Origin of the sequence: Flavobacterium adiutor, from assembly GCF_048282555.1 — a bacterium.
Taxonomy (GTDB): domain Bacteria; phylum Bacteroidota; class Bacteroidia; order Flavobacteriales; family Flavobacteriaceae; genus Flavobacterium.
In genome coordinates, this window is the sequence record NZ_CP182487.1 from 633,426 (window position 1) to 651,867 (window position 18,442).

General features: G+C 36.9%; 9 protein-coding genes. All 9 read left to right on the top strand.

Annotated features, from left to right (window positions below; all coding sequences use genetic code 11):
• Positions 1 to 48 precede the first annotated feature (48 nt).
• Positions 49 to 2,073: a glycoside hydrolase family 127 protein gene (locus ACNC7R_RS02670; RefSeq protein WP_417939470.1), complete on the top strand. Its 2,025-nt coding sequence runs from the start codon at positions 49 to 51 to the stop codon at positions 2,071 to 2,073.
• 111 nt (positions 2,074 to 2,184) lie between these two features.
• Entirely contained in the window at positions 2,185 to 3,177 is a 993-nt protein-coding gene (locus ACNC7R_RS02675; protein WP_417939471.1) for a pectinesterase family protein, read from the top strand.
• Between the two features lie 679 nt (positions 3,178 to 3,856).
• Positions 3,857 to 7,228, top strand: coding sequence for a SusC/RagA family TonB-linked outer membrane protein (locus ACNC7R_RS02680; RefSeq protein WP_417939472.1), 3,372 nt, complete (start codon positions 3,857 to 3,859; stop codon positions 7,226 to 7,228).
• Positions 7,229 to 7,246: 18 nt separating this feature from the next.
• Complete coding sequence (locus ACNC7R_RS02685) at positions 7,247 to 9,232, top strand: RagB/SusD family nutrient uptake outer membrane protein (protein WP_417939473.1); 1,986 nt, start codon at positions 7,247 to 7,249, stop codon at positions 9,230 to 9,232.
• 146 nt (positions 9,233 to 9,378) lie between these two features.
• A complete protein-coding gene (locus tag ACNC7R_RS02690) occupies positions 9,379 to 11,088 on the top strand; it encodes a pectate lyase family protein (protein ID WP_417939474.1) in 1,710 nt (569 codons plus the stop codon).
• 78 nt (positions 11,089 to 11,166) lie between these two features.
• Positions 11,167 to 11,838, top strand: coding sequence for a DUF3826 domain-containing protein (locus ACNC7R_RS02695; RefSeq protein WP_417939475.1), 672 nt, complete (start codon positions 11,167 to 11,169; stop codon positions 11,836 to 11,838).
• Positions 11,839 to 11,938: 100 nt separating this feature from the next.
• Positions 11,939 to 13,636: a polysaccharide lyase gene (locus ACNC7R_RS02700; RefSeq protein WP_417939476.1), complete on the top strand. Its 1,698-nt coding sequence runs from the start codon at positions 11,939 to 11,941 to the stop codon at positions 13,634 to 13,636.
• 162 nt (positions 13,637 to 13,798) lie between these two features.
• Positions 13,799 to 16,951, top strand: coding sequence for a DUF6298 domain-containing protein (locus ACNC7R_RS02705; RefSeq protein WP_417939478.1), 3,153 nt, complete (start codon positions 13,799 to 13,801; stop codon positions 16,949 to 16,951).
• Between the two features lie 79 nt (positions 16,952 to 17,030).
• Positions 17,031 to 18,428: a glycoside hydrolase family 140 protein gene (locus ACNC7R_RS02710; RefSeq protein ID WP_417939479.1), complete on the top strand. Its 1,398-nt coding sequence runs from the start codon at positions 17,031 to 17,033 to the stop codon at positions 18,426 to 18,428.
• Positions 18,429 to 18,442: the final 14 nt, after the last annotated feature.

Here is an 18,442-nt window from a genome sequence, read left to right on the forward strand (position 1 = left end):
AGCTTAAATGAACTTCAATTACTTATATGGTTCAAAAAAAATAATGAAATGAAAAATTTATTAAATGTTTCTCTGGGACTTTTGTTTATAAGCACTTTTATGATTGGTCAAAACAAAGGTTTAGTAGCGAATTCAGAAAGCCCTTATTCGAAATTACAAAGTGTAGGTTTACAAGATGTCAAATGGACGAGTGGCTTCTGGAAAGAACAGTTTGATGTAGAAACCAAAAATACGCTTCCGTACATGTTGGATTTGTATCATAACGATGAGGTTTCCCATGCATACAAAAATTTCGAAATTGCTGCCGGAATAAGCAAAGGAACTTTCAAAGGGCCTTCTTTTCATGATGGGGACTTTTATAAGATTTTTGAGGGAATGGCAGCAACGTATGCCGTTACTAAAGATAAAAAGCTGGATGTAGAAATGGATAAAGCGATTGCACTTTTCGAAAAGGCACAGCGCAAAGATGGTTACTTGCACACTCCGGTTTTGATCGATGAACGCTGGGGGACTCTTGGTCCGGAAGAAGTGAAGAAACAATTAGGTTTCGAAAAATACAATATGGGGCATTTGATGACGGCAGCCTGCATTCATTATCGTGCCACGGGCAAAACAAATTTCCTGAATATTGCCAAAGGTGTTGCAGACTTCTTATATGACTTCTACAAAAAAGCATCACCAGAATTGGCTCGAAATGCCATTTGCCCTTCGCATTATATGGGAATTGTTGAAATGTACCGCACCACGAAAAATCCGAAATATCTCGAATTAGCTAATAATCTGATTGACATTAGAGGAACTACAGATGACGGAACAGATGATAATCAGGACAGGATTCCGTTCAGACAGCAGACAACAGCAATGGGTCATGCGGTAAGAGCGAATTATTTGTATGCCGGTGTAGCCGATTTATATGCTGAAACCGGAGAGAAAAAATTACTGGATAATTTAGAATTAATTTGGGATGATGTAACGTATCGAAAAATGTACATCACAGGAGCCTGCGGTTCTTTATATGACGGGGTTTCGCCAGACGGAACTTCTTATAATCCAACAGATGTTCAGAAAATTCATCAGGCCTATGGAAGACCTTTTCAACTGCCAAATGCAACGGCTCATACGGAAACCTGTGCTAATATTGGAAACGTGTTATGGAACTGGAGAATGCTTCAGATTACAGGTGATGCCAAATATGCGGATATTGTAGAATTGGCATTATATAATAGTGTATTATCAGGAATCAGTCTGGAAGGGAAGGAATTCTTTTATAACAATCCGCTGAATGTTTCTAAAGATTTGCCTTTCAAACAAAGATGGAGCAAAGAACGTGAAGGTTATATCGCTTTGTCAAACTGCTGTGCGCCAAACGTAACCAGAACAATTGCTGAGGTGAGCAATTATGCTTATAACTTTTCGAAAGAAGGTTTGTATGTGAACTTATACGGAAGTAACAATTTGAATTCAATTACGCTTTCCGGAGAAAAAATTGAAATTGAACAACAAACCAATTATCCGTGGGATGGAAAAGTTACGTTGAAAATCGTAAAAGCGCCGAAAGATATTTACGCTTTCTTATTGAGAATTCCGGGTTGGAGCCAGGGCGCAACGATATCAGTTAATGGAAAAAATATAAATGAGGCTGTAACTTCAGGATCCTACCAAAAATTAGCACAACAATGGAAAAAAGGAGATGTTATCGAATTGAATATCCCAATGCCGGTCGAATTGATGCAGGCAAATCCATTGGTAGAAGAAGTGAAAAATCAGGTTGCTGTAAAAAGAGGTCCGATTGTTTACTGCTTAGAATCTGATCAGCTTCCTGCGAATACAAGTATTAACGAAGTGGTTTTGGATGTCAATTCTAAATTCACGACAGATTTTGTCAAAATTAGAGATAGACAATTGGTATCTATAACGGCCAGTTCATCCATTAATAATGATACTTCCTGGGATAAAAAGCTGTACAAACCCATTTCTGCAAAAAATGGGAAAGAGTTTACTGTAAAATTAATTCCGTATTTTGCGTGGGGAAATCACGGCAAAGGCGAAATGTCGGTATGGCTTTCTCATTAAAATAATTTCAATTTTACCATATAAGTCATATAAGGATTCATAAGCAAGAGAAAAAATAATTTCCCAACTTTGATACCTTATATGACTTGTCTGTTTTAAAACCAATTGACTATGAAACACATCGTTACCTTATTTATGGCATTAGTATATGCCCTTTCATTTGCACAAACAACTGATAACCGGTTCGAATTAACCGTTGCCCAGGACGGTTCCGGAGATTTTAAAACCATTCAGGAGGCGATTAATAAAGTAAGGGATCACGCAGAAAAACGAGTTATCATTACAATTAAACCGGGTATTTATAATGAAAAGGTAGTGATTCCGGCTTTCAAAAGAAATATTACGTTAAAAGGTTCAGACAGAGAAAAGACGCTTATTTCATACAATGATTTTTCTGGAAAACCCTTTAGAGGAATTGACGTTACGGGAGATACAAAATTTAGTACGTATACGTCTTATACTTTGTTAGTTCAGGGAAATGATTGTTCGGTAGAAAATATGACTATAGAAAATACCGCTGGTAAAGTAGGTCAGGCAGTGGCTCTCCATACTGAAGGTGACAGGGTTTCTGTAAAAAACTGCTCCATTTTAGGAAATCAGGATACTTTGTATTTAGCAAAAGGCAGAACCCGAAATTATTTTGAAAACTGCTATATCAATGGTACAACCGATTTTATTTTTGGTGCAGCAACAGCATACTTTTATAATTGTACTATTGAAAGTTTAAGCAATTCTTATGTGACTGCGGCATCAACAACCCAGCAAGATACATACGGATTTGTATTTGTAGATTGCAAGCTTACTGCGAAAGACAGTACAGTGGACAAGGTTTTTCTGGGGCGTCCGTGGAGACCTTTTGCGAAAACGGTATTTATCAATACAGAGTTAGGTTCACACATACTACCTGAAGGCTGGAATCCCTGGAAAGGAGATAAGAATTTTCCAGACAAGGAAAAAACAGTTTATTACGCCGAATTAGGAAGTAAAGGGGAAGGCGCTAAAGATCTTTCTAAAAGGGTAATATGGTCACATCAGTTGAAAAAATCAGATCTCAAAAAATACACCATGGATAATGTATTAGAGCACTGGAATCCTAAATTATAGATCAATTGTGTTATGTTATTGATAATTAAATAATTAAGGTAAAAACAAACTTAGATATAAAACAATTGTTTTGTTGTATTCTCAAATCTTGCCATCAGATAATCGAGTTGCCAAAATATGTTGTTATGTTAAACACTTAAAGGCCAGAATATCTTTTTCGTATTAATAAGAATTTACTACTCTTGAAGTAAATTTTAATTTTTTTTTAATTTTTTTTTAATTAGGATCATTTGTGTTTTTTGTAAGAATTTTAATTTAAAGAAATCGATTTCTTACAATGTTTTTAGTAAAAAAATTAGATTAAGGATATATTTTAATTTAACGATTTTTTTTGAAATAGCTTCAATTTAAGGTGTTTTTTCTTGTTTTAATTGCTTTCGTTTTACTTTTTTTAAATTTTTCTCCTTTTTTTTGATGTAACACTATTTAGTCTTACATTTTTTTAAGAATATACTTTTTTTACTTATTTTTTTTTGATGATTATTTTTTAGCAGGATGCTACAGGACAGTTGTAATTTTCAATCCTTATATTTTTGAAACCAAGTATAAATGTGTTTTTAACGTTTAAAATAGGCAAACATTTAAAAGAACCTTTTAAATGTCGCTTTTTTTTTAATTTAGGAATGTATTTATACACTAAACTAAAACCTAACTATTAATCTAACTAAATCAAAAGTTTATGAAACAAACACTTATCAAAAGATGTAGTTTTATTTTGTTTACATTGATGAGCATTATCACTTATGCCCAAAATGTAAGCAGTAAAATTAAGATTACAGGGACTGTTACAGACAATACAGGGTTATTGCTGCCTGGAGTTAACGTAACAGAAAAGTCATCAAAAAATTCCGTAACAACGGGATTTGACGGAAAGTATGAAATTAGTGTAAGGCCTGGTGCTACATTAGTTTTTTCGTTTATTGGAATGAAAAAAATAGAGATTCCATTAAATGGGCGTACTAATCTTGATACAAAAATGCAGGAAGATTCTAATGTATTGGATGATATTGTAGTTGTGGCATATGGAAAACAGAAGAGAAATAATATTACTGGTGCTATTGCTACAATTAAACCTGAAAATGTTCAGGATTTACCAGTGACAAACTTATCAGAAGCATTAAGAGGCTTGGTTCCTGGATTATCTGTTAATGGTGGATCTGGACGACCAGGACAAGCGGCTTCTTTAGAAATTCGTCAGACTTTTAGTTTTTCTAAAGATGGAGGTTATACAACACCATTAATTGTAATAGATGATATGGTACAGGTTGATCCTGCTACAGGGCAGCCAACTTTGGAGACATTTAATCGTTTGGATCCAACAGAAATAGAAAGTATTACAGTTTTAAAGGACGCTTCCGCTGCTATTTATGGTTCTCGTGCTTCTCAGGGGGCTGTTGTAGTTAAAACTAAAAGAGGTAAAGTTGGGGCGACCAAATTTTCATATCAGCAACAATTTGCTATTAACGATGCGGTTAGTCACGGTAAAGTGATGAATGCTTATGAATTTGGTGTTTTTTCTAATCGTTTTATGACGGCCAGAAATTTAACAAGAACTGGCCAAAGCCTTTATTCTCAAGCTGAATTAGAAGAAATGAAGGGGTTAGATTATAACTGGCTGGATAAAGCCTGGAAACCGGCTACACAGATAAAACATGCTTTTAATATAAGTGGAGGTACAGAAAAAGCAACCTACTTTGCCGGTGCTACTTATTTGGATCAGGGAGCAAACCTGGGAAACCAGGATTATAGTAAATGGACTTTCCGTACAGGTGTAACAGCTAAAATTTCAAGTTCTTTAGATTTTGCAGCTACTGTTGCTGCCAATACTGGCAGAGTTGAAAAATCATATACCAAATCAGTTACTCTTAATGATAGTAGTTTTGGTGCTTCTGCTGGTGGGGAACAAGCTGACTATTCAATATTGTTGCATATGCCGCAATATGTTCCTTGGGAAACTACAGTTAATGATAAAACCTATTTTATGTCTCCAATTCCACGTTCAGATCGAAACTTGCAAAGTGCAAATACTAATAATAATATTGCAGGCTGGAATTACTTTGCAACCTTAGCGAACGGGTCAAAATCTGTAAATGAGGACTTTTCATACAACGTAAACTTGTCTTTAAATTATAAAGTACCTTTTGTAAAAGGTTTATCTGTAAAAGGATCTTACGCCAGAATTCAGTATTCTGATAATTCAGAGCAAGTCCAGTTACCTTATACCTTGGCGAGAATTAAAAATTATGAGACAGAGGGTAACCACCTTGCAAGTGCAGCATCTGATTCAGATTACAGTATTGATACTAATACAAGAAATGCCAGAGTTCTTTATGACAATACCTTAAGCACTAGTGTGCAGTCAAACTTCTTTGTGAATTATGACAGAACTTTTGGTAATCATGAAATAGGGGCAATGTTTGCTATGGAGCGTTCTGAAAGTGATTCTAAAAAGACACGTTTATATTATGAAAATACTCCTTCTTATTATGCAGGAACGCATCATACTGCGGGAACATTGATTCCGGCGCATTCTTTATCTGAAAGAGCAGAAGGTGGTACATTGTCTTATTTAGGGCGTGTCAATTACGCGTATAAATCTAAGTATTTACTTACGTTAATTTTTAGGAGTGATGCATCTACAAAGTTTGCTCCAGAAAATTATTGGGGATTCTTCCCTTCTGCGCAAGTAGGATGGATTGCATCAAAAGAAGATTGGTTTACAGAAGCGCTACCGGGTGTTGATTTCTTTAAAATTCGTTACTCTATTGGTAAAACAGGAAAAGATAATGTAACTGCTTGGAGATGGCAAAAATTATATGATATTAATACAGATAAAGGCTGGCAATTTGGTTCTAATGGAGGTAGTTTGACGAATGGTCTTACACCTAGAGTTGAACCGAATCGTAATGTAGGTTGGGATACTACGATTAAACACAATTTAGGGTTCGATGTTAATGTCTTAAAAAACAGATTACAGATGACGTATGATTTCTATTTTGACAGGAATACAGAAATGCTAACGAAAACATCTGCGGCAATTGGAATTCCTGTTACTATTGGCGGTGGTTTTGCCGAACAGAATTATGCGGCTGTTGATGCATGGGGTGCAGAAGTTGGCTTGAACTGGAACGATAAAATCAAAAATAATTTGGAATATAGTGTGGGTGTGAATTTTGGTTTTTCTGATAATGAAATTAAGAGATATTTTGATCAGGCATTATTGCATCCTTCTAATAACCAGACAATGGAAGGAAGATCACTCTTTTTCCCTTCATGGGGTTTCAAAACATGGAAACAAACTTCAACTGGTGATGGTATCCTGAGAACTGACCAAGATATACAGAACTATTGGAATTATTTAACAGAACGTGCTACTGCAGCAGGAACAACGCCAAATTTTATGGGAGTTTCAACAATGTCAGGTTTAGCAAAAGGGCAGTTAGCATATCAGGATATCGGAGGTCAGTATAATTCAACTGATGGTACTCAGGCAGGGCCAGACGGAAGAATTGAACACAATAATGATTATGCTAAATTAGTTAACTCAAGCAGAACTTACGGGTTTACAACTAATTTAGGAGTAAAATACAAAGGTTTTTACGCTCGTACACAAATTGCAACTTCGTGGGGAGGTATCCGTATGATAGATCGTGTTAAACAATTAACTGCTTCAACTCACAATATGTGGTCTCATGAAACTTTTTGGAATGATATGTATGCAGAAGATAATGTCGATGGGAAATATCCAAACATGGGCTATCTTAATGACCCGGATGGTAATGTACCAGGAGGGGGAGCTGGTGCTCCATCAGATTTTTGGATGCTGGATACTTTCCGTTGCACTGTCAGAAATCTAACGATAGGCTATGGTTTGCCTACAGAGGTCTTGAAAAATTTAAATATCTCAAGTCTTACTATTGGAGTAACAGGACAGAATTTATGGGATTTGTATAATCCTTATCCTAATCATTATCGTAATATGTATGATGATTCACTTACTGCTTACCCAACATTACGAACTTGGGCAGTTAACTTAAATGTTGCATTCTAATTTTAACTAGTGTTAATTATGAAAAATAAAATAAACTTACTTATTGCATTGGCAACGCTTGTTGTAGTGAGTGTTTCATGTAGTGATAATTTCTTAGAAGAAAAAAAACAATACGGAAATGATGATGATACTTTTTACGAAAGCGCCGATAAAGTTGAATGGTATGTAAATAACATGTATTATGATTATTTCCAGGGATATAATTCACCATTAAAATCTGTTGTAGGACTGTATAATGACAGTCGTTCAAGAATTACTGAAGAAATTGGCGGGATGCAAAGTTTGATTAATCCTACATTATCTTACGTAAATGCATCTGATGGGGATGCATATTACGGTGCAAGAATTGAGGATAAAATAACCAATAATCCTTATACCAGAATACGTGAGTGTAATGCTTTCTTAGAAAAAATTGATGTTCTTGGTGCAAATTTAGATGAAGCTTTTAGAAAAAAATTTAAAGGGCAGGTTTATTATTTGCGTGCGATTCAGTATTTTGATTTGATGAGAGTATATGGTGGTGTACCTATAGTAACAAATACGCAGGATTCTGATATTGATGACGTGACTATTAAACTACCACGTGCTAAGGTATCTGAAGTTGTTGCTCAAATAGTTGCTGACTTAGATATGGCATCCACTTTATTACCTCCTACATGGGATGCAGCAAATTATGGTCGATTTACAAGAGGGGCTGCTTTAGCTCAAAAAGCAAGAGTTTTATTAACATATGCCAGCCCTCTGTTTAATAAAAACTGGGATAGCTCTACGGAGCGTTGGGACGCAGCTTTAGCAGCAGGATTGGCTGCTGAAACTCAATTAACTGCTGATGGTTTTGGTTTATTTGGTACTACAGCAAAACAATGGCAGGACATGTTTTTAGTTGATAATGCATTTTGCAAAGAAGCTATTGTGGTGCAGTTACTATCTAGTGTAAATACTGGAGCTGCTGTAAATAATGGATGGGAACAAAGTCTGCGTTTGATTAGCCAGGGAGGTCGCGGTGCTATAGAAGCACCAAAAGAAATGATTGATTTGTTTCCGATGGCAAATGGCTCAAGACCTACTGCTGCTAATAATTATAATGAGTTTTTATTCTTTAAAAATCGTGACCCTCGTTTTTACAGAACTTTTGCTTTTTCCGGAAGTTACTGGCCTTATACAAATTCAAGCACAACAACTACGGCTCAACCGACTGTATGGGCTTATCGATGGCTAGATACTAAAGATAAAGTTTTTTTTAGCGGTAATAATAATGAAAATAGCCCTGCTTTTGTTAGAAAAATGTCAAATCCTACTGCTAGTAATGCTTCTTCTTTTCAATATTCCGGAACTGATATTTTTGAATACCGTTATGCAGAGTTATTGTTAAATATCGCAGAATGTTATGCCGCAAAAGGGGATATACCAAATACGCTTGCTTATTTAACCCAAATTAGAAAGCGAGTTGGGATATCATCTGCTAATAACTATGGTATAGGAACTTTAACAGATAAATATGCCGCAATTGAAGCTTGTCTATACGAGCGTCGTGTAGAGTTAGCATATGAAGGAAAACGTTACTGGGATGTTCAGCGTTGGATGTTATATAGTGATGATAATTCTATAAATCAGGATAATACAAATATAAAACTTGGTATTCCTACTATTAACGGCACACAACGTACAGGATATTATTTACAGTATAAAACTAAAACACCTTCTGGGTCTACGACTGATCCTTTATTAAATGCACGTGCAGATATCTCTGTAGATCCTGATAAATCAGATTTCCAGACTCAAATAGCAGCTTTAGAAGCTTTCTACACAAATAATTTAGTTCGCACAGAATTGGTTGAACCAATGGATAATATTAATAAACAACCAGCTAATATTGATTTTAAACCAAACTATTATATAATGGGACTTAAACAAGATATTTTAGCTTTAAACCCATGGTTAATACAAACCCTTGGATGGAATGGTGCTTCAGCTTCAGGAGGAACCTTCATTTACCAAGAATAATTTATAAAATAAAAATGCCTGAACATATCAGGCATTTTTCATAATATCTTAATAAAAAGTTAACATTGAAATGAGACTTTTCACCTGTATTCCTTCAAAAAGATACAGGTGATTTGTTTAAATCGAATTACCAAATTAAAATTAACATGAAAAATTCAGCATTATTTGTATTACCTCTTTTGCTTTTGGGAAGCATGAAATGTTTTGCTCAATACCCAAAAATCAGCCCTGAAATAAAAGCACAGCAGGACGCTATTATCGCTGAGGCTAACAGACTTTCAGACGAAGCATGGGAAAAAGCATTAGTTGTAATTGAAGAAGAAGCGAAACACGGCAAGCCTTTTATTCCATGGGCATCAAGACCAACAGATTTACCACAGGCGTCTATACCTGCTTTTCCAGGAGCTGAAGGAGGAGGTATGTACACTTTTGGAGGACGTGGCGGAAATGTTTATGTGGTAACAAGCTTAGAAGACCGCGGACCCGGAACTTTACGTGAAGCGTGCGAAAAAGGCGGAGCCAGAATAGTAGTTTTCAATGTATCAGGAATTATCAGACTTAAAAGTCCATTAATAATTCGTGCGCCTTATATCACTATTGCGGGACAAACTGCTCCTGGTGACGGAATTTGCGTTGCAGGAGAATCTACCTGGATTGATACACACGATGTAATTATCAGACATATGCGTTTCCGTAGGGGAGAAACTTTTGTGGGCCGCCGTGATGATGCTATTGGAGGAAACCCTGTTGGAAATATCATGATCGATCACGTTTCTGCAACCTGGGGATTAGATGAAAATATGTCTATGTACCGTCACATGTATAATCCTGGTGCCGGTTATCCGGAAGTTAAAGTGGGTACGGTAAACATTACTATTCAGAATAGTTTATTCGGAGAAGCTTTGGATACCTATAACCATGCTTTCGGAAGTACTTTAGGTGGAGAAAACTGCTCTTTTATGAGAAATATGTGGGCTAACAATGCAGGTAGAAACCCTTCTATCGGCTGGAACGGAATTTTCAATTTTGTAAACAATGTTGTTTTCAACTGGTACAACAGGTCAACAGATGGTGGTGACTATACCGCAAACTACAATATCATTAACAATTTTTACAAACCGGGACCTGTAACGAACTTAAATGAACCAATTAGCTACAGAATCTTAAAACCGGAATCTGGCAGGAGCAAATTGCCTTACATGGTTTTTGGAAGAGCGTATATAAATGGAAACATAGTGAATGGCAACGAAAAAGTAACCAAAGACAACTGGGACGGTGGTGTACAACTGGAGAACAAAAAAGGAGAATTAATGGGTTTTGATGAAGCTAAAACGTATTTTGATAAAATGAAAAGCGACAAACCTTTCCCAATGCCATGGTTCCGTCCTTTCATGAAAGCAGATGAGGCTTATGAATTTGTTCTTAAAAATGTGGGGGCAACTTTGCCTATCAGGGATAAAGTGGATGAAAGAATCGTACGAACAGTAAAAACAGGAGTTCCGGAATATGCAAAAGGATTAGAGAAGAAGGATTTCTACCAATTTGAACACCGTCGTTTGCCGAAGGATTCGTATAAACAAGGAATCATTACAGATATTTCACAAGTAGGAGGCTATCCAGAATATAAAGGTAAGCCGTATGTTGATACAGACAAAGACGGTATGCCGGATGCCTGGGAGAAAAAATACGGGCTAGATCCGAAAGATCCTTCTGATGCAAAAGGAGATTTAAACGCAGATGGATATACGAATATCGAAGATTACATCAACGGGGTAGATCCGACGATCAAAGTAGACTGGACAGATTTAGCAAATAATAAAGAAACTTTGGTAAGACCTTTGTTAGACTTAAAATAAAAAGTGAAGTTAGGTCATAAAATTTGAGATAAACCTTCGACTTTATGACCTTTGACTTTAGACTAAAAAATAAATAAAATGACATCAATTAAGAAATTAGGAATATTGTTTTTGCTTTTTGCTTTTTGCAAACTAAGTGCACAACAGTATGCAGACCCGGAATATGTAAAGGTTACCAATGAAAGAGCGGCTAAGATTGTTGAGAAATTAGCTTTAAATGACAAACAAAAAGAAACAGCTGTAACCAATATCATTGCACAGCAGTTTCGTGATTTGAGCAAAATTCAGGACGAAAGAGATACTGCAGTTAAAAAAGTAAAAGACGACAGTGCTTTAACTAAAGAAAAACAAAACGAGAAGATTGATAAACTAAAAGCAGATGCAGATAAAGCAATTGATAAACTGCACAAAGCTTATCTTAAAAAATTAAAAACACAGTTAAACGAAGCAAAAATTACTGAGGTAAAAGACGGTATGACGTATGGCGTGCTTCCCATTACGGTAACAGCGTATAATGATATGATACCTACCTTGACAGCAGCTCAAAAAAAATACATTTATGATGCTTTGGTTGAAGCAAGAGAACACGCCATGGATGGTGGTTCATCAAAAGAAAAGCATGCCTGGTTTGGTAAATATAAAGGAAGAATCAATAATTACTTGTCTAAAGAAGGGTATGATTTAACCAAAGAGAGAGAAGGCTGGAATAAACGTATTGCAGAAAAAGAAAAGGATAAAAAGAAAGAATAGCGGCTATTTTTTGACAGGTTTAATTTTTAAAGTTACAAGTTAAACTTTGTATGAATTACAGTGTCAAACTCTTCTAATTACAAACTTCATACTAATGATGATGCAAAACAATTTTCAAAAGACGACTCTTAGAACAATAATAGCACTTTCATTCTGTTCGATCGTTTCATCAGCTTATGCTCAGTATCCTGATATTCCAAAACCCCTACAGGAAAAAACCGATGCCATGATGAAGGCTGAAAGTGAACGTCTGGATCAGATTTGGAAAGCCAATGAACAGATCATCAAAGACGAGGCATCACTGGGTCGCCCTTATGTGCCTTGGGCATCATTACCAACCGATTTAGTTCACGCTGATATTCCTGCTTTTCCCGGTGCTATGGGAGGCGGAGCTCAGACACCAGGTGGTCGGGGCGGTAAAATATTTGTCGTTACAAGTTTAGAAGACAGCGGAAAAGGAACTTTTCGTGAAGCACTTGAAGCGGTTGGAGCCCGTACTGTAGTATTTAACGTTTCCGGAATCATTCGTCTTAAAAAACCAATTACCGTTCGTGCCCCTTACATTACAATTGCGGGCCAAACTGCACCGGGTGACGGAATTTGCGTTGCAGGAGAATCTGTTTTATTGGATACGCACGATATCATCATTCGTTACATGCGTTTTCGCCGCGGAGAAACCGAAGTCACGCGTCGTGACGATGCTTTGGGAGGAAACGTAATAGGAAATGTAATTATCGATCACTGCTCAATGAGCTGGGGATTAGATGAAAATATTTCGTTATACCGCCACCAGTTTCAGGTGAATGAAAAATCTAAATTAGAAAAACTGCCGGCTGTGAATGTGACCATTCAGAATACCATTTCATCAGAAGGTCTGGATACTTACAATCATGCTTTCGGTAGCACTATCGGTGGTTTAAATAGTATGTTTATCCGTAATTTGTGGGCCGATAATATTTCGAGAAATGCCTCCGTTGGAATGTATGGAAGTTTTAACTTTGTAAATAATGTGGTTTTCAACTGGTGGAATCGTACCCTTGATGGAGGTGATTACCGTTCGCAATACAACATTATCAATAATTATTTCAAACCAGGACCTATCACGCCTACTGATCAGCCGATTCGCTACCGGATTATCAAACCAGAATCAGGTTATATCAGTCCAAAACAGTATGGAAAAGCTTTTGTTGACGGAAACTTTATTATGGGATCACCTGAGGTATCAGCTGATAACTGGAACGGAGGAGTGCAATTAGAGGATTTATCGTCTGAAGTTACCAAAGACTTTTTGGCACAAATTAAACAAGATAAAGCTTTTAGAATGCCACCAATTTCTATTATGAAAGCGGAACAGGCTTATGATTTTGTTCTGGAAAATGCAGGCGCAACTTTGCCTAAACGTGATGCAGTTGACGAAAGAGTGATCAAACAGGTTCGCACTGGAAAAATAGAAGTAAGAGAGGGTCTGGAAAATACAATTGGCGCAGCATTTATCAAAAGAAGATTACCTGCCGATTCATACAAAAAAGGAATTATAACACATCCTGACCAGGTGGGCGGTTATCCGGAATACAAAGGAAAAGCCTATAAAGATTCAGACGGTGATGGCATACCGGATGCGTGGGAAAAGAAATTTGGGTTGAATCCAAATGATGCATCAGATGCGAACAAAGATTCAAACGGTGACGGTTATACTAATATTGAAAAATATTTCAACGGAATCGATCCAACTCAAAAAACAGATTGGACAAAACCTGAAAATAATAAGGATACTTTGTCGAAAGTTTTATTACAGTAAAATTTTAAATTTAAATCAGAAAGGTTTTATATAATATTGTCATTCCGACGAAGGAGGAATCTCCGCAACGTGAGCAACTACTGAAGATTCCTCCTTCGTCGGAATGACAAAGAGAGCGTTGAGGTTCAATCAAAAATAAACTCATTCAAATAATATTTTAAAGTGAATTTGAATCAACTCAAAAATATCATAACAAAACAGGATTTACTCGTTTTATCCTGTTTTGTTATTTTCTTTAGTGCCAATATTACCAACGCACAAAACACATTTCCCGATATTACAAAATCCAAAGAGGGAAAACTGGAACGCATCGCTGATGCAAAAGGAAATCAGATTCCGGATTTTTCGTATGCAGGGTATAAAGCTTCTTCGGCTGCGATTCCAAATGTAGTAATCAAAGTTTTTGTTCCGCATATCGATGGAGATGCTACAAAAACAATTCAGTCAGCGATAGATTATGTTGCTAAATTCAAATCCGATGCAACTGGTTTTAAAGGAACGATACTTTTAGACAAAGGAATCTTCAAAGTTTCAGGCGAAATCAATATTAAAGAAAGTGGAATTGTACTGAGAGGGAGCGGTTCAGAAAATAACGGAACAGTACTTTTGGGAACCACAATCAACAGAAAAGCGATTGTCAATATCAGCGGAATCGATAACCGTCTTTTTAAAAAAACGACAGAATTAGCGACTAATTGCACCCCACTTGGAGCGACTGTTTTAATGGTAAAAAATGCTAATACCTTTAAAAAAGGAGATCGCATCCTAATCAATACACCCATTACAAAAAACTGGATTGACCTTTTGTCAATGAATGATTTTGGCGGAGAAAGTGGATGGATAGGCTGGAAAGCAGATGATTTCGTAATTCGTGCCGACAGGGAAATTATAGCTGTTGAGGGAAATAAAATTACGATTGATGCACCTTTAACGAATGCATTGGAGGAAGAATTATCAAAATCAACTGTTGAAAATTACATTTGGTCAGGCCGAATTAATAACGTTGGTGTAGAAAACATGATCTTGAAATCAGAATTTGACACGACAAATCCCAAAGATGAACAGCACCGATGGACAGGAATTTCTGTTCAAAATGCTGAAGATGTTTGGGTACGACAAGTCAATTTTGAACAATTTTCAGGTAGTGCCGTTTCGGTTTTAAAAACAGCCAAAAGAATTACAGTCGAAGATTGTCTGTCGCTCAACCCAGTTTCAGAAATCGCTGCACACAGAAGGAACACATTTTATACAGAAGGACAGCAGACTTTATTTCAAAGATGCTATTCTGAATTTGGATACAATGATTTTGTTGTTGGAGGTTATGCAACTGCAGGACCAAACGTCTTTTTGCAGTGCGAATCACATCTGCCATACAGTTTCAGCGGATCTGTCGGAAGCTGGGCAACCGGAATCCTTTTTGATGTTTCACTGATTGATGGAAATGCGATCAGTTTCAAGAACAAAGAGCAGGACGGAAGAGGTTTAGGCTGGAATGTTGCCAACAGCGTTATCTGGGAAACTTCGGCATCCAAAATAGAAAATTACAGTCCGCCAACAGCCAATAACTGGGCATTTGGAGTATGGGCGCAATGGGCAGGAAACGGACACTGGAAAGACGTAAACAATCACATCAGTCCAAGAAGTTTATTTTATGCTTTGCTAGAACAACGTTTGGGTAAATTGCCTATGGATCCCCAAATAATGGATTTAGGCACAGAACCTTCTTCAAGTCCGACATTGGAACAGGCAAAAGAATTAACAGCCGAAGCTTATAAATTAAACGAAACCTTAAAAGATTTTATTAGCAAAGCATCAACCAGAAATCCTATCGCAATTGATTATGCGAAAGCAAAACGAATTGACGAAGTAAAATCAGATATAGTTACAAATACCAATATCGATAAAATAACCATAACTAATGGATTTTTAGCCACTTCAAAAGGCGTAATTACAGGAGAAGTTGTTGATGTACCTTGGTGGAGAGGCAGTTTGCGTGAATCTGAAATTGCCAAATCAAGACCACATATTACAAGATTTGTTCCGGGACATTATGGAGTTGGTTATACTGATAACTTGGAGGAAACCGTAAATTATTTAGTCGAAAATAATAAATCGGCAATCGACCATAATTACGGATTGTGGTACGAGCAAAGAATGGCCGATCACGAGCGTATTAGAAGAATTGATGCCGATGTCTGGGCGCCATTCTACGAACAGCCTTTTGACAGAAGCGGGCAGGGAATTGCCTGGGATCATCTGAGCAAATACGATTTGACCCGATACAATGCCTTTTATTGGAACCGATTAAAAACTTTTGCAGAATTAGCTGGACAAAAAAATAAGATACTTTTAAACCAAGCCTATTTCCAGCATAATATTTTAGAAGCAGGAGCGCACTGGTCGAGTTCACCATGGCGTCCGGCCAATAATATCAATACAACCGGATTGCCGGAACCACCGCCTTATGCAGGTGACAAAAGGATTTTCCTTGCCGAACAATTTTATGATGTAAAAAATGCCGACATCCGTAAACTGCACGTAGCATTCATAGAAAAAAATATTGAAAACTTCAAAGACAACGCCAATGTTCTGCAGTTCACAAGTGCGGAATATACAGGGCCATTGAGCTTTATGCAATTTTGGATTGATGTGATAGCCAATTACGAAAAGTCGAATAAAAACGAATCCAAAATCGCTTTAAGTGCCACAAAAGACGTTCAGGATGCTATTTTAAATGATGAAGTAAGAGCCAAAACCGTTGATGTAATTGATATCAGATATTGGTATTATAAAGAAGACGGAACGCTGTATGCTCCAGAAGGCGGAAAGAATTTAGCACCACGCCAGCACGCCCGTAAAATGAAAACCGGAAAAGAAACAGATGAGCAGGTGTACCGCTCCGTTCGTGAATACCGTGAAAAATATCCGGAAAAGGCAGTGTTGTATTCCACAATGGGAGCACCACGATTTGGCTGGCCGGCATTAATGGGAGGAGCCTCTTTGGCAAATGTTCCAAAAATTGAACTTTCTGCCTTTAATTCTGCCCTTACTGGTATGAAGTTTGCAGAAGGAACTACTTTCTCAGATAAGCTCTGGAGTCTTGAAAACAAAGGGAATTCTTATCTTTTTTATCTGAAAACCAATCAGGATGTTTCAATCGATTTATCCAATCATAAAGGAACTTTCGAAGTGTATGAAATTAATGCATCAAATGGGAATATTACAAAAAAAGCAAATATCAGCGGAGGAAAACAAGTCATAATTCCACAAGCTGAAATCAAAGAAAAAGTACTGTTTGTAATAAAGAAAAATTAGCCGCAGATTTAAAGTTTACACAGATTAAAATCTACAAAATCTGCGAGAAAAGATAAAACACAATTCAAAATAAAATAAAATGAACCTGAAATACTTATTCGCCCTGAGCATAAGCTTTCTGTTGACGACACAAAGCGGATTTTCTCAATCTGCCAAATCAAAACCTTTACCAAAAATCAAAGTTTCGGAAAATAAGCACTATTTTGTTACCGAAGACGGTAAGCCATTTTTCTGGCTAGGCGATACGGGCTGGTTGACATTCGGAAAACTGGACAGAAAAGGTGTAGAAAAATATCTTCAGGACCGAAAAGCAAAAGGATTCAATGTTGTTCAGGTAATGGTTTTGCATAATGTGAATGCTGTAAATGCTTATGGCGATCAGGCCTTAATGAATGATAATCTATCCCAGCAAATTACGTCACCGGGCAACGATCCAAAAGATGCTCCCGAATACGATTACTGGGATCACATAGATTACACGTTGGAAGTAGCACAAAAAAACGGAATCTATTTAGCAATGGTTCCGGTTTGGGGAACTAATATTAGTAGTGCTAAAAGTAAAGTAACGAAAGCGGATGTTGAAAAATACGCCAAGTTTTTAGCCAACAGATATAAAAACAAAACCAATGTGATTTGGCTTAACGGTGGCGATACCTATGGAGACAAATTTCAGGACATTTGGAACGCACTCGGAAGTATTTTAAAAACAAGTAACCCAGACCAATTAGTGACTTTTCACCCATTCGGAAGAACCGATTCATCAGAGAATTTTCATAATGCAAGCTGGTTAGATTTCAATATGTTCCAGTCCGGTCACAGAAGATACGATCAGGATTCGGTGAAACCTTTCAAAGAAGATAATTACAAATTCGTTCACAGAGACTGGGATTTAAAACCAACCAAACCAACATTAGACGGAGAACCATCTTACGAAGGAATTCCACATGGTCTCCACGACACTTTACAACCAAAATGGACCGCGAATGATGTAAGACGTTACGGATACTGGTCGGTTTTTGCAGGTGGAGCAGGGTATACTTATGGACATAATGCCGTAATGCAGATTTTCAGAAAAGGCGATAAACCAGCCTATGGGAACCAAGAATTATGGACTTCAGCCATCAATGCACCAGGAGCGAAACAAATGGTACACATTAAAAACCTGATGTTGGAGTTTCCATATTTAGAAAGAGTTCCGGATCAGTCATTGGTTGCTAATCAGGGAGAAAAATACGATTATCAGGTGGCAACAAGAGGAAATGATTATGCTTTGATTTATACCTATAATGGAAGAAAAATCACTGTGAATATGGGTAAAATTTCAGGTGATCAAGTAACCGGAACGTGGTACAACCCAAGAAACGGAAAAAAAACAAAAATTGGTGTTTTTGAAAACAAAGGAACCAAAGAATTTCAGCCTTCCGGCAAAAAAGAAGACGGAAACGACTGGGTTTTAATTCTAACATCAAAGAAATAATCTGCTAAATCTGC

Excerpts from the sequence above, each read along its gene's own strand:
- ACNC7R_RS02670 (WP_417939470.1), top strand. The coding sequence starts at position 49 with ATGAAAAATTTATTAAATGTTTCTCTGGGACTTTTGTTTATAAGCACT.
- ACNC7R_RS02675 (WP_417939471.1), top strand. The coding sequence starts at position 2,185 with ATGAAACACATCGTTACCTTATTTATGGCATTAGTATATGCCCTTTCA.
- ACNC7R_RS02680 (WP_417939472.1), top strand. The coding sequence starts at position 3,857 with ATGAAACAAACACTTATCAAAAGATGTAGTTTTATTTTGTTTACATTG.
- ACNC7R_RS02685 (WP_417939473.1), top strand. The coding sequence starts at position 7,247 with ATGAAAAATAAAATAAACTTACTTATTGCATTGGCAACGCTTGTTGTA.
- ACNC7R_RS02690 (WP_417939474.1), top strand. The coding sequence starts at position 9,379 with ATGAAAAATTCAGCATTATTTGTATTACCTCTTTTGCTTTTGGGAAGC.
- ACNC7R_RS02695 (WP_417939475.1), top strand. The coding sequence starts at position 11,167 with ATGACATCAATTAAGAAATTAGGAATATTGTTTTTGCTTTTTGCTTTT.
- ACNC7R_RS02700 (WP_417939476.1), top strand. The coding sequence starts at position 11,939 with ATGCAAAACAATTTTCAAAAGACGACTCTTAGAACAATAATAGCACTT.
- ACNC7R_RS02710 (WP_417939479.1), top strand. The coding sequence starts at position 17,031 with ATGAACCTGAAATACTTATTCGCCCTGAGCATAAGCTTTCTGTTGACG.